Raw genomic sequence first — 12,971 nt, 5'->3', positions numbered from 1 at the left:
GCCTGATATACCAGTTCCCGCTACACAGCAAAATTGACGAGGATTTATGAAAAATGGCGTCAATTGGGTAACCAAGCTAGCCGGTGGGTTCGCTTCGAGGTCGAGTTTCGTGCTCATGACTACGAGATTCCCACGGATATCCTCATCTATCCGGGTGAGTATCTGTGTGGTGCTTACCCTATCGGTGCTCGGTTGTTCAAAAACTCGGCCAAACGCAAAACCATAAAACAAGTCAGAAAGGCATTTACTGTACAACGGGCGGCATACTTCGCCCGCCTACAGGCCGGGGCGTTTGTTCGTTACCAACATGAATTGGGCCGGACGGACGGAGAGATTGTTCGGATGCTGATTGCGCCACCCGGCAAATATCCCAAGGGACTGCATCCGCTTGATGATGACTGTACGGCACATCCGATCCTATCGCCTTCTGCGTAAGGTATGCCGGAGACAGGATGCAGATCGGAATCGCTGTCGGTTGGCTTATGGGCGGCAGCAGTGCTGTATTTGAAGTACCTGATTGGCTCTCTGCATGGTCTGTGTTGGCTCTCTGCATGGTCTGTGTTGGTAAAGCCAACAGTCAACGGGCAAACGGGACACCGACAGAGCCGGTATGCGGGGAAGTGTTTGGCATTAGGTACCCATTTAGGCACCAAAACCAGAGTAGATGAAAATAATACCCTTAAAAATCAGGGTATTATTTAATTTATCTAGCAGAGAGGAAGGGAACATAACGTACAAATAACAACGAACAAAAGAAAACACAAAGTACAGATAAATGCTATATTAAATAATCAGTTAATTCTACTCATTTGTTATTTAGTGTTCACAATTCCACCCTTCTGTTCGGCTGAATCCAAATATTTAGGTATAATTTAGGTACAATTTGATTCTAAGCCGCATGGGTAAAAATGGTTGAAAAAAGAACCAGCACCAAACTGACAGATGCCAAGCTGAGGAATATTGCGCCCGGGTCTCCGGTGCTGACTTCCGCACAACATTCCGGCTTGCAGTTCCAGCCTTCGGCCGTGACGAAAGGTATCGGCACTTGGTATCTGCGTTATTACGATCCGGATACCGGCAAGCGCGCCCGTTTGAGACTGGGCAATTATCCGGCAATTTCTTTGGCCGAGGCTGAGGATCAGGCTAAGCGTTTGACTGCCGGCATTAAAGCCGGTATCAGCCCGGTAAAAGCAATCGAACAGGAGCGGATCGAACAGGAAGAAAGGTTACGGGCTGCTGAAACAGCACAACAGAATACCTTCACCGTTCTGACTGAAATATTCTACGAGCGGCAGATAGCCGCCGGCGTATGGAAAAACGAGCGCTACCGCCAACAATGGCTGCGGGAAATAAAGCGTTTGGTTTTCCCGGGTATAGGGAAGATGCCGATAACCGAAATCAAGGCGCTGGATATTGTCGGCGTGTTGGAAGATGTTTGGCACAAAACCCCTGACACCGCCGGCAAGCTGATCGACCGTATCGGGCAGGTGTTCACGTTTGCCGAAGCCATGGGTTACTGTGAGCACAACCCCACCAAAGCCGCGCGGGTGGCCTTGGGCAAGCAGAAACGCAAGCCAAAATCCGAGCGGCACTTCCCTTCTATGCCTTGGCAGGATTTGCCCCGCTTTGTGGCCGATGTGCTGCTGAGCGGCCGGCCTGCACAATCCAAGGTCACCCTACTCTTCCTGATCATCAATGCAGCCCGCAGCGGAGCCATACGCCTGCTGCAATGGTCTGAAATCGACTTCCGAGCAGCCATGTGGAAAATGGAAGCCGATGCTCCCGAGCGGAAAACCTATATCGACCGCTTCTATCCCCTGCCGCGCCAGGCAGTTCAATTACTTCATTCCCTACCCAAAGACACACCTGCCAATTTAGTTTTCCCGATGGCAAAGCCAAACAAGCACGGCAGCTGGGCCATGTCCGATATGACGCTGACTAAGCTGCTCCGGGAGCACTCAGAAGGCTTTCATAGCGACCGGCCGGACAAAGGCCCTACAGTCCACGGCTTCCGCGCCAGCTTCAAAAACTGGGCCACAGAGCACGGTTACGACGACTTGCAAAGCGAAATCCAGCTGGCGCATGACGTGGGCAATGATGTGTACCAGTCCTATATGCGTTCGGCCATGATCGAGAAGCGCCGCCAAATGATGCAGGCATGGGCCGATTATTTATTTAGCGCCGTGGCTGCCTGAAGCCCCAAGGCAAGGGGGTGTCAGTTTGGGGCTACCCTTGGCCTGCATGGTGATTTCCACCATAGAGGAGCTTGACGCTGTTCGGTACCCAAAAGGTACGACCGTACCAAAAAGGTACGCTGAACCGTACCAAAAAGTAAAGGGTGCCTCAGTTTGAGACCTCCCTTGTCTGCTTCCGTATTTTATTCATCCGTATATTGACGCTATACATTATTGACTGTATAGTTTCACTACACATAAGGCAATTTGTATGATTAAGAGTTTCAAGCACAAAGGCTTGCAAAAATTCTTTGAGACCGGCAGCAAAGCAGGCATTCAGGCTGCCCATGCCAATAAGCTGCGCCTGCAATTGATGGCGTTGAACCGTTCCGTAGGCCCTGAAGATATGAAAGCCCCCGGCTGGAATTTGCACCCGCTGACCGGTGATTTGGCCGGGCATTGGAGCATCAAGGTAAACGGTAATTGGCGAATGACTTTTCGCTTTGAAGACGGCCATGCCGAAGTCGTGGATTATCAGGATTATCATTAAAAGGAGATTGGTTATGAATATGCACAATCCCCCGCATCCGGGTTTGGTTTTGTATGAATATTTGGGCAAAACCAGCGTTACCGAAGCCGCAAAGCGTTTGGGCGTTACCCGCGCCGCCCTATCCCGTATTTTGAACGGTAAGGCATCCATCACTGCAGAAATGGCAGTACGCTTGTCTATTTTGCTTGGCACGTCTAGCGCCTTATGGCTGGGTATGCAAAATGATTACGATTTGTGGCAAGCCGAACAGCGCCCGCATGATTTTGTGGTGCCGCTGAGCGTGGCTCTGGCCTGATCCAAACCGCCTTCGGGCGGTTTTTTGATGGGCGGCATGGCAAAATACCACGAACGTGGCAAATTGCCACGGGCAAAACACCACGAACATGGCAAATTACCACGGGCAGACACAAAAAGAACCACCCCCGTTTTTTTGGGGGTGGCTTTGTTTTTTGTGGGTGGTAGTCACCCCCATTTTCGGAGCTGCCCCTTTTAGTGGGGCTGCCCTGTTTTTCGGGGCGGGTTAGCTTTCTGAAATAGAATCTTCAAAGTTGAAGAATTTATTTGTATTTGGCTAATATAACCCCCCCAGTAGATGGTTCATCTGTAGATAATGGCATTTGGTGCTTAAAAATGTATGGCTGTTCTTCCATAATTTGATTGATATCATTAAAAGTTTCTGCCTCAGGTCTTCCTATCTTCCAATCCTCTAATATAGCTTGCTCTAATTTCTCTATTTCAAAATAATGGGAAACCGCAGGTCCCAGCTCATCTAACATACCCATCACATATTTATCTTGAGGACTCAAAATACCCTTAGGCAAAGACTCATAGGCCATTATTGCCGAGTAATAGTCTATCTCTTTTTTTGTTATGTACTCTGATGTTCTATTTTGAGGTTCAATTAGAGTATTTTTAATCCTAAGTCTTTCTTCATTCATTGGACGGATATATTCAATTACTGGTTTACCCTCTATTTCATACTTTGCGGCAAGCTGTGCAATAGCAAACTCAACAACTTCATTCAAGCTAGTATTTCTATCTTTTGATATTAATTCAATAGCTTGTCTATATCTTGGCCGTATGGCTATCGACACCCTGATATTCTTTTCCCCTTCATAGGTTTTAGGGCGCCCGCCCTTATTCTTTGCATTATTCACGCTACAAACTCCAAAAACATACATAACAATTGTTGCATAGTTTTTAGTTTGGCGCTATATTGCGTCAGTAGCGTTTATAGCGTCATAAACATCTTTAACGTGGAGAGCGAAATGAAACCTCAAGATACCCCCGAAGCCCTTGCCGACCTGCCGCCGGAATATGTCCTGTGGTCTGCCTCAACCGTTGGCGCCGTCACCGGTCTAGGCGGCCGGACGGCGATTTACAACGCCATCAAGAACGATGGCCTTCCCAAGCCTTTGCGGATTGGCGGCCGTAAGTCTATGTGGCGCAAATCCGATGTGTTGGCATGGATTGACAGCCGCCAGCAATGCTTAAGCACCTCCCCCCATCTGATGAAAGGAAAACAACCATGAAAACCCCTGAGACTGTCACGATTCCCCGCGGGCTGGCCTGCCAAATAGCCGATTCTCTACTGGCCTTGGGCTATTTTGCTTCGCATATGCAAACCATGGCCGAGGCTGGGCAAGTATTAGCCGGCAGCCATCCGAGCCAAACAGCCCGCCTGCTGTGCACCATGGGTGAGCTGGCCGAGAATGCCTTTGAATCAAACGGTATCGGCCTGTCTGCCGAACTGTGCCAAATCATGGCCGATAGCGCCGAAACCAAGGAGGTAAAAGCATGAACCCCACCGCTAAAACCGTAACCATTTCCCGCGAGCTGGCCGAAAATATTGCCAATACCCTGTTCCGTCTGGAACGCTTTGCCGACCATACGGAAACCATAGCCGTAACCATCAAGGAACTGCCTAGAGGTTCTTGTTTAATCGACTCTCAAGTGGAAATGTTGCTGGATCTGCATGAAGATATGATTCAAATACCCACCCCGGATGCAGAAAGCAGCGCTTATGCGCTGTGGAGCATAATCGAAGAGGCTGATAAGGAGGCACAGAAATGAATGAATTGATTCCGATCCAGCAAACCGGCGTTACCAAGCTCTTTTCTCAATCCGTGAATGCACGGGACTTGCATAAGTCGCTGAATGTCGGCCGCCGGTTCGCCACTTGGATTGTGGAGCGGATTAAAGAGTACGGTTTTATTGAGAATCAGGACTTTGTAGCTATTTCCCAAAAGCGGGAAATAGGTCATGGCAGAGGGAAAATTGACTACCACCTGACTCTTGATATGGCAAAAGAGCTGGCGATGGTGGAGAAAACCGAAGTCGGCCGTGAAGTCCGCCGTTACTTTATCGAGTGCGAGCGTAAGCTTCAGGAAGCGATGGCCGAGCGTTTGGCTTTGGCCGAACCGAAAGCTGCGGCGCTGGATCTGCTTTCAGACCGCAAGGAAGCCATCAATTTCAGGGCCGCCGCCAAAAGCCTGACTGAGCGGGAGAAAGAGGTAAGGGCTGTGATGGTGCAATGGGGCTGGATATTCAAGCAGGGGCGAATAGAGGCCACTCACAAGGCCTTGGATGGTGGTTATATGCTGCAGACTGCGGGCATATCCTCAATCAACGGTCGTGCCTATACGCAGTCGCTGATTACAGGCAAGGGGCTGGCTAAGCTGGCGGAGCATTTCAGCCAAAAGGAAACGGCTTGAAACCCATAGGAATCAAGCCGATAAAGCAAAGTATCAGCAAGGGCGGTAGCAGCCGCCTTTGTTCTTGCCAATGTATGAAAGCTTAACACATGGCTAGTAGAAGAGACAAGATAAAAGCGTGGAATGAAGCTTCTATTAAGCGCAATGGAAAGAATTTTGTCACCATGCGTTTTGATGTCTTGAAAAGCCCTCAATTCACAGGATTGTCAGGTAATGCTGTAAAATTATTGATGTATTTCTGTTCACAATACAATGGTTTCAATAATGGCGATATGTCTGCTCCGAAAAACCGGGCAGCCGATGTCGGTATGTCACCTATGACACTAGAGAAAGCAAAGCAAGAACTTCTAGATAAAGGATTTATTATTGTTACGCGGCAAGGTGGTCGCAATCTATGTTCACTATATGCACTCACTTTTTTTGCCATTGATGAATGTGGCGGTAAATTGGATGTGCCTCCAACCCGAAGAGCTCCAGATTACTGGGAACAAGTGGACCGCGATTTAATCGGTTCGCCACCATGAAACACCTGCATCATTGCAGGTATTTTTTTGCTTGCAGCCCCCTAAAAAATTTTTGTCGGTATAAAAATTAGCCCAACTCGGCCACGACTGGGCTAAAAATTAGCCCAACGCCACCGGAGAAAAATCCCCATTGGGCTAAAAATTAGCCCAGTCAGGCCATTTTTCGGGTTTCCATTGGGCTAAAATTTAGCCACCTTTCTATATAGCCATACCTACCCCTCTTTTTCTCTGCTGGTCTTGTTCTGTTTTTCTTGCTGGTTTAGTGAAAATATGGGGTAAAAACACACGGCGGCCTCCGGCGGCAAAATCTGCCCCGGCAAAATCTGCCGGTTTGGCATGTGCAAATTCTGCATTTTGAGCCTTGCTGGAAAACTCAGGTTGCCTAATCAGGAAAAGCCTAATCAGGAAAAGCCTAATCAGGGTTTGCCCACTGTGGGATTTGCTCTTATCCTGTAAAGCCCAAAATTTCGCTTTTAACGGGCATTGTCCCTTTTCAGGCTACCTAACCATTGCCCACGCCTTCAATCGCAATCCTGGGCGATTCTAGGCGGCTTTGTGGCGATTTTCTCAAACATTCCGCCCTGCCCTTTTCCTGTTGCCACATTTCCCGATGCCTGACTGCCTACACAATGGCAACGGAGATGCTGCCCCCTCCGTCGTCAAGCCGTCAGGCGAAGGCGACAAAGAAGAAGTATTGTCTTTTGGTAGTTGTATATTGTGCGTAGGATTTTCCAACGGCCCTTCGTAGGAATTTCCTACGGTCGTAGGATTTTCCGACGTCGGATTTTCCGACGCCTGCATCTTCGACGTGCAGATTTGCACAATCGGGCTACATTTCAGCAGACTGCTAAAACCGCAGCCTGCGCTTTTGTCGGTTTGCGGCATTCAAATTTGATTCCCCTGCGTTTAAATTTGAATCCCGAGGCATCCAGAAAGCAAAAATTCAGTTTAAACTTATGATTTGAATAAAATAAATCCTGTTTTTGTGGTAAAATCCGGCATCTGAAACACTCCAAGAGGAAAAGAGATGTTCGGTTCTGTGGATGAAGCTCTGTATCGGGCTTTTGAGATTTCCAGCACTCCGATTGTTACCGGTGGTTATATGTTTTCCGGCCAGCGTATCGGAACCAAAAGGGAAATGACTCGTCACGATTGGCACGCACAAGCGGCTTTGGTGTTGGCAAGGGTTGAACGGCAGTTGAGTGCTGAAGAGTATGCCCTGATCCGTGCTGAATACGGTAAGGACTTGAGCGGGATTATTGACCTGAGCCTGTACATTCTTACCCGGCACCCGGAAATCCCGATGCTGGCTTGCGACGATCTAGTGGAACATGCTCTGACCGGCGAGCGTAATTTGGCCGAGCTGCAAAACAAGCACGGCCTATCGAAAAGCACTGTATGGCGGCATAAGCGAAAGGTGGTGGATGTATTGGCTGATTTACACCTTCGGGCCATGTTGAAGCTGGAGGCTGATTTCCAAGACTGCAAACTGACGAACATAGCCGCTTGATTATGTGAAACCTTTGTACTATAATTTCTCTATGATTCGGATAAGACACGTTCTAAGCGTCCGTTAATCAATTTCAGTTTCGATGTTTTATTTCCAGATTGCCGCCTAGCCTAAACAGCCGGGCGGTTTTTTATTGCCCAGCAGAATGACGAATTGGCGCACCAATAAACAAACAGCTGCCCAGCGTGGCTATGGCTACCAGTGGCAGAAAGCCCGAGCAAGCTACCTGAAGAAGCACCCCTTATGCGTGTACTGCGAACGGCAAGGCAGGGTTACTCCTGCTGAGGTAGTGGATCATATACGCCCGCACCGTGGCGATATGGGCTTATTCTGGGATAAGGACAATTGGCAGGCTTTATGCAAGCACTGTCATGATTCGATCAAGAAGCAGGAAGAGAGCGGTAAGCAAAGGCCGGCCATTGGATTAGATGGCTGGCCTATTTTTTAACCATGATTGGAGTTTTCGATGTCTCAATTCAGATTAGTGGAAGCTGAAGCAAAAGGTTTCGGCACGGTATTCACTTTGGCCGGCCAGGACGGCAAGCCCATCTTGGATTTTGCCCGTGTGGAAATCAAGCAGAAGGCCCCCGGCATCTTCGCAGTGACGACCACCACCTACGTTACACACGAGCAGGCAGACGAAGCGTTGCGTGATGTGGCTGAGTACATGGCAGACGTGACCGACGGCAAGCTGTCCTGTTGCATTGAGCGTGACCCGCGATTGAAGGACAAGGTGTCGGCCAAGGACAAGGAGCCGTTCTTGAAGGCGATCAAACGAAACACCCGCAATACGCTGGGCTGATAGTAGGTGGGGGGGGGAGACTGAAATCCTTGACTGGCAAGGCTTCCAGACCGCCGCCCCAGCTTTGATTTTTATCAAACCGTATTTTTTACAGTAGGTTACCCGATATGAAGCGCGAACGATGCGATGGTGCGACTGGTGCTGTGAATGCTTTCAAAGGCGCCAGCACCCCGATTGAGCCGCCCAATACACTAACTGATGATGAAATGCGCTATTGGCGCGACATCATCGCCACCCGCAATTACGCCGACTGGACACGGGCAGATTTGGTGCACGCCTGCAATCTGGCTAAGGTGTTTTGGCTGATTGAACGCACCTTCAAAGAAATTGAAAGCGACCCCGATCCGAAGCTGTTTGACCGGTTGGAAAAATTCACCCGCCTGTCCATTGCAATGTCAAGCAAGCTGCAGATTCATGCACTGGCTACCGTGGGCCGCGCAGAAGACGCCGTAGCGCGAAACAAAGCACAGCGTAATGCTGCCCATAAGCTTGAAGGTTTGAGCGGCTTTATTAAGCGCCCTGAGGCCCTGCAATGACTTTGGGCGAGCAGATTATCGGCTTTATCGAGCATCTGCCTGTACCCGAAGGCAAACTGGTGGGACAGTCGCTGAAGCTGATGGATTTTCAGAAGCGGTTTATTTTGGATGTGTACGACAACCCGCACGGCACCAAAACGGCCATTCTGAGCATGGCGCGGAAGAACGGCAAAACCGCATTGATTGCCGGCTTGCTGCTGGCGCACTTGGTTGGCCCGGCCGCACAGTTGAACAGCCAGATTATCAGTGGGGCCATGAGCCGAGAACAGGCGGGCTTGGTTTTCAAGTTGGCGCACAAGATGGTGCTGCAAAGCGCAGAGTTGAGCGGCATCATCAAGGTTATCCCCTCTTCCAAAACGCTGATCGGTCTACCCTTGAATGTGGAATACAAGGCCATTGCCGCCGACGGTTCGACCGCCCAAGGCTTGTCTCCTGCCCTGGTAATTTTTGACGAGGCCGGGCAGGTACAGGGGCCGCAAAATGATTTCTACGATGCCTTGGTGACTTCGCAAGGTGCCCATGACAACCCGCTGATGATCAATATCAGCACCCAAGCGCCGACCGATGCCGACCTACTTTCCGTCATGATTGACGATGCCAGAAGCGGGAGCGACAAGCGCACCGTGTGCCATGTATATGAAGCGCCGGCAGACTGCGATGTCGGCGACCGGGCGGCGTGGGAAGCAGCCAATCCGGCTTTGGGTGTTTTCCGGAGCGAACAAGATATGCAGGACTTGGCCGAAAAAGCCAAGCGTCTGCCTTCCTTCTCTAACACCTTCCGCAATCTGAATTTGAATCAGCGGATCAGTTCCGAAGCACCGTTTGTTTCGCCCGAAGAGTGGAAAGCCTGTATAGCCGATTACAACGAAGAACCGTTTTTGAAGGGTGAGGTTTGGGGCGGCTTGGACTTATCCATGAAAACCGACCTGACAGCCCTAGGCCGAATCGACATTCATCTGGTATCTTTGGCGGATGACCAAGACCAAGCATCCGCGGCCCCGCCGCTACGAATTAACCCAAACCCAATGGGAGCGGATCGAAGATCTGCTCCCAGGCAAGGCCGGTGACCCCGGGCGTACGGCAGCGGACAACCGCAGCTTCGTCAATGGCGTGCTGTGGGTGTTGCGCTCCGGGGCGCGCTGGAGCGATCTGCCCACGCGCTACGGAGCCTACAAGAGCGTGCACAAGCGCTTCACCCGCTGGGCGGCCAAGGGTATCTGGGAGCTGGTGTTCCAGTCCCTGATTCAGGATCGAAGCAACGAGTATCTGATGATCGACAGCAGCATTGTCCGGGCGCACGCACAGGCGGCGACCGGAAAAGGGGGGCGGCACACCCGGCTCTGGGGCGTTGCCGAGGAGGTCTGAGCACGAAGATCCACATGGCGACAGATGGCCAGGGCCGACCGGTGCGATTCATCCTCACTGGCGGCCAGCGTAACGACATCACGCAAGCCCCAGCGCTGCTGGCCGGGTTCAAGCCCAAGTACGTCTTGGCCGACAAAGGCTATGACAGCCGGCAACTGGTGGCGCTGATCCACTCGCTCGGCGCCCAGGCGGTGATCCCGCCTCGCAGCTGCCAGCAGCCGCGTGCCTACGACAAAGCACGCTACCGGCTACGCAATCGCATCGAGCGTTGCTTTGCCAGGCTCAAGCAGTTCCGCCGCATCGCCACTCGTTTTGACCGCAAGCCCTCTCACTTCCTGGCTTTCCTCTATCTCGCATCAATTACCTTGTGGGTGGGTTGAATGTCGATTCGGCCTAGTGCTGGTGGCCCGCTATGAAGGCAAGGTTTACACCAAGGCCGAGGTTTACACACCCAAAGACACCTTGCAAGAGCGGGCAAAGAGCGACCGCGCACCATATGACGTTTGGGCACGCCAAGGCTGGCTGACGGCACTCCCCGGCCGGATTATCGACTATGCCGCTATTGCCGAACGCCTGGCCTTCTATCATGGCCGTTACCGGTTGATGGGCATTGCTTATGACCGGGCCTATATGACCCTGCTGGAGAAGGAGTTGGATAGCCAGGGCGTAAGCAATATCCCGTTCGTGCCATGGGGCCAGGGCTATATCAGCATGGGCAAAGCCATATCGAGCTTGGAAGAAGTCATTTTGAATGGCAGCTTCAAGCACGATAACAATCCGCTGCTGAATATGTCGGTAGCGAATGCCCGGATGGAAACCGACCACACCATGAACCGCCGCTTTACCAAGAAAAATTCGCATGGCCGCATTGATCCGTTGGTGGCGCTGGCGATGGCAGTTGGTGTAGCGAAAAGCGAACCGGAACCCAAGCAGCCCAGCTATCAAATCTTCATGTTGAACTAACCGCCGCAAGGCGGTTTTTATTGGACGGATTATGCAGACCGCTAAAACCATTTTCACCGTGAAATCCGCCACCGATGAAGGCGTGATTATCGGCATTGCCAGCACCCCGACGCTGGACGTACAGGGCGACACCATCGACCCGATGGGGGCGCAGTTCACCTTACCGATGCCCCTGCTACACGAACACGACCCCGAGCAGCCTATCGGCATGGTGGAACGGGCCGAAGTGACCCCGGAAGGGATACAGGTAACCGCCCGCATTGCCAAAGACGCCAGCCAGCGGGTGAAAGACGTTTGGCAGCGCATCAAGGGCGGGCTGTCCGGCCTGTCCGTGGGCTTCCTGCCGATTGAAAAGGCCGATACCGCCACCGGCCGGCACTTTCAGAAATGGCGTTGGTGCGAATTGTCGGTTGTCGGCATACCGGCCAACCCCGAAGCAGGCATTACCGTTGTTAAATCCGTAAGTTCCCAAACCCGAAAGGAAAACCCCAAGATGAATATTCAAGAGCAAATCCAAGCGATGGAAACCAAAAAAGCCGGTTTGGTGCAAGCCAATGCCGACTTAATCACCAAATCGGCCGAAATGTCCGATGACGACGCCAAAGCCTACGATGCCAACAAGGCCGAGGTGGAGAAAATCGACAAGCACTTGGCCCGCCTGCGCGAAACCGAAGCCGCCTTGGCCGCATCTGCGGTGGCGGTAAACCCGTCTGCCACACAGAGCAGCGAAGCCGGCACCCAAGCCCGCCAAGGCCAAATCACGGTTAAATCCAATCTGCCCAAAGGTACGGCCTTCGTCCGCTATGCCGCCGCCTTGGCCCGTGGCCGTGGCAACCTGATGCAGGCAGCTGAAATCGCCAAGGGCTTCAAAGACACCCCGGAAGTAGAAACCGTGCTGAAAGCCGCCGTGGCCGCCGGCACCACCACCGATGCCACTTGGGCAAAGCCCTTGGTGGAATACCAAGTCATGACGTCCGAGTTTATCGAGTTGCTGCGGCCTGAAACCCTGCTGGGCAAGATTGAAGGCTTCCGCCGGGTGCCGTTCAACATCAAATTCCAATCGCAAACCGCCGGCGCGACCGTAAACTGGGTGGGTGAAGGCAAATATAAGCCGGTTTCCAAACTGGCGTTCGCCACCGATTCGCTGGGCTTTGCCACTGCTTCCGGCATTATCCCGATTACTGAAGAGCTGGCCCGTTTCAGCAGCCCGGCGGCCGAAGCCCTGATTGCACAAGATTTGCGTGCGGCGATGGTGGAGTTTCTGGACACCGCCTTTATCGACCCGAGCAAAGCCGGTGTCAGCGGCGTCAGCCCGGCGTCCATTACCAACGGCTTATCCGGTATCACACCCGGCGGCAAAACACTGGAAAAACTGCGTGCGGACGTGCGCAAGGTATTTGATAAGTTCATTGCCGCCAAATTGGATACTTCCGGCTGCGTGTGGATTATGTCCCCGTCCCGCGCTTTGGCCTTGAGCATGATGTACAACGAGCAAGGCTTGCTGGCTTATCCGAACCTGACGGCCAAAGGCGGCACCTTCCACGGCCTGCCGGTGGTGACTTCCAGCTTGGCCGGTAACAACATCATCATGCTGTCCCCCGGCGAAATCTTCCTGGCCGACGACGGTGACATTACCTTGGACGCCAGCCGCGAAGCGTCTTTGCTGATGTCCGACGACCCGGAAACCGATAAAGCCAGTATGCAGTTGGTGAGCCTGTGGCAAGCCGGCATGATTGGTTTCAAGGCCGACCGCGTGATTAACTGGAAGCGCCGCCGCGCCGAGGCTGTAGCCATCATTACCAATGCACAATACGGCGAGTAAAACAGGCAGCC

General features: G+C 52.0%; 18 protein-coding genes. 17 read left to right on the top strand and 1 reads right to left on the bottom strand.

Annotated features, from left to right (window positions below; genetic code table 11):
* Positions 1–33 precede the first annotated feature (33 nt).
* The 4 genes from H3L94_RS05040 (at position 34) to H3L94_RS05025 (ending at position 3,019) form a co-directional block, all read left to right on the top strand.
* Positions 34–435, top strand: a complete 402-nt coding sequence (locus H3L94_RS05040) for a replication initiation factor domain-containing protein (RefSeq protein WP_182122928.1) — start codon at positions 34–36, stop codon at positions 433–435.
* 473 nt (positions 436–908) lie between these two features.
* Positions 909–2,195: a tyrosine-type recombinase/integrase gene (locus H3L94_RS05035; RefSeq protein ID WP_182122927.1), complete on the top strand. Its 1,287-nt coding sequence runs from the start codon at positions 909–911 to the stop codon at positions 2,193–2,195.
* 277 nt (positions 2,196–2,472) lie between these two features.
* On the top strand, positions 2,473–2,724 hold the full coding sequence (locus H3L94_RS05030; RefSeq protein WP_425325932.1) for a type II toxin-antitoxin system RelE/ParE family toxin: 252 nt from the start codon (positions 2,473–2,475) through the stop codon (positions 2,722–2,724).
* A gap of 13 nt (positions 2,725–2,737) precedes the next feature.
* On the top strand, positions 2,738–3,019 hold the full coding sequence (locus H3L94_RS05025; protein ID WP_182122925.1) for a HigA family addiction module antitoxin: 282 nt from the start codon (positions 2,738–2,740) through the stop codon (positions 3,017–3,019).
* Positions 3,020–3,281: 262 nt separating this feature from the next.
* Here the strand turns inward: H3L94_RS05025 and H3L94_RS05020 are convergent, their stop codons facing one another.
* A complete protein-coding gene (locus H3L94_RS05020) occupies positions 3,282–3,881 on the bottom strand; it encodes a hypothetical protein (RefSeq protein ID WP_182122924.1) in 600 nt (199 codons plus the stop codon).
* Positions 3,882–3,992: 111 nt separating this feature from the next.
* Between H3L94_RS05020 and H3L94_RS05015 the strand changes: the two genes are divergently transcribed.
* From H3L94_RS05015 to H3L94_RS04955, 13 genes are all read left to right on the top strand, one after another.
* Positions 3,993–4,256, top strand: coding sequence for a helix-turn-helix transcriptional regulator (locus tag H3L94_RS05015; RefSeq protein WP_182122923.1), 264 nt, complete (start codon positions 3,993–3,995; stop codon positions 4,254–4,256).
* On the top strand, positions 4,253–4,525 hold the full coding sequence (locus H3L94_RS05010; RefSeq protein ID WP_182122922.1) for a hypothetical protein: 273 nt from the start codon (positions 4,253–4,255) through the stop codon (positions 4,523–4,525). The genes H3L94_RS05015 and H3L94_RS05010 overlap by 4 nt, the downstream gene beginning before the upstream one ends.
* Positions 4,522–4,797 carry a hypothetical protein gene (locus H3L94_RS05005; protein WP_182122921.1) on the top strand — a complete coding sequence of 92 codons (276 nt, stop codon included), beginning with the start codon at positions 4,522–4,524 and terminating at the stop codon, positions 4,795–4,797. The genes H3L94_RS05010 and H3L94_RS05005 overlap by 4 nt, the downstream gene beginning before the upstream one ends.
* Positions 4,794–5,438 carry an antA/AntB antirepressor family protein gene (locus H3L94_RS05000; RefSeq protein ID WP_182122920.1) on the top strand — a complete coding sequence of 215 codons (645 nt, stop codon included), beginning with the start codon at positions 4,794–4,796 and terminating at the stop codon, positions 5,436–5,438. Before H3L94_RS05005 ends, H3L94_RS05000 begins: the two co-directional genes overlap by 4 nt.
* An 89-nt stretch (positions 5,439–5,527) precedes the next feature.
* Positions 5,528–5,962: a helix-turn-helix domain-containing protein gene (locus H3L94_RS04995; protein WP_182122919.1), complete on the top strand. Its 435-nt coding sequence runs from the start codon at positions 5,528–5,530 to the stop codon at positions 5,960–5,962.
* A gap of 1,027 nt (positions 5,963–6,989) precedes the next feature.
* On the top strand, positions 6,990–7,472 hold the full coding sequence (locus H3L94_RS04990; protein ID WP_182122918.1) for a helix-turn-helix domain-containing protein: 483 nt from the start codon (positions 6,990–6,992) through the stop codon (positions 7,470–7,472).
* Between the two features lie 145 nt (positions 7,473–7,617).
* A complete protein-coding gene (locus tag H3L94_RS12985) occupies positions 7,618–7,920 on the top strand; it encodes an HNH endonuclease (RefSeq protein ID WP_182122917.1) in 303 nt (100 codons plus the stop codon).
* Between the two features lie 18 nt (positions 7,921–7,938).
* Positions 7,939–8,274 (top strand): hypothetical protein, encoded by a 336-nt coding sequence (locus tag H3L94_RS04980; protein ID WP_182122916.1) that lies wholly within the window; start codon positions 7,939–7,941, stop codon positions 8,272–8,274.
* 143 nt (positions 8,275–8,417) lie between these two features.
* Complete coding sequence (locus H3L94_RS04975; RefSeq protein WP_182122915.1) at positions 8,418–8,810, top strand: hypothetical protein; 393 nt, start codon at positions 8,418–8,420, stop codon at positions 8,808–8,810.
* Positions 8,807–9,877 carry a terminase large subunit domain-containing protein gene (locus H3L94_RS04970; protein ID WP_182122914.1) on the top strand — a complete coding sequence of 357 codons (1,071 nt, stop codon included), beginning with the start codon at positions 8,807–8,809 and terminating at the stop codon, positions 9,875–9,877. Before H3L94_RS04975 ends, H3L94_RS04970 begins: the two co-directional genes overlap by 4 nt.
* Positions 9,783–10,555, top strand: a protein-coding gene (locus tag H3L94_RS04965; RefSeq protein WP_182121336.1) for an IS5 family transposase whose coding sequence is annotated in 2 segments (ribosomal slippage) — positions 9,783–10,137 and positions 10,137–10,555 — 774 coding nt in all. Because the reading frame shifts where the segments join, the coding sequence is not laid out codon by codon here. Before H3L94_RS04970 ends, H3L94_RS04965 begins: the two co-directional genes overlap by 95 nt.
* Before the next feature lie 22 nt (positions 10,556–10,577).
* Positions 10,578–11,138 carry a terminase TerL endonuclease subunit gene (locus H3L94_RS04960; RefSeq protein WP_182122913.1) on the top strand — a complete coding sequence of 187 codons (561 nt, stop codon included), beginning with the start codon at positions 10,578–10,580 and terminating at the stop codon, positions 11,136–11,138.
* 31 nt (positions 11,139–11,169) lie between these two features.
* Complete coding sequence (locus H3L94_RS04955) at positions 11,170–12,960, top strand: phage major capsid protein (protein ID WP_182122912.1); 1,791 nt, start codon at positions 11,170–11,172, stop codon at positions 12,958–12,960.
* Positions 12,961–12,971 lie beyond the last annotated feature (11 nt).

Origin of the sequence: Neisseria shayeganii (assembly GCF_014054965.1) — a bacterium.
Classification (GTDB): domain Bacteria; phylum Pseudomonadota; class Gammaproteobacteria; order Burkholderiales; family Neisseriaceae; genus Eikenella; species Eikenella shayeganii.
This window is presented reverse-complemented; position numbering and strand designations above follow the sequence as displayed.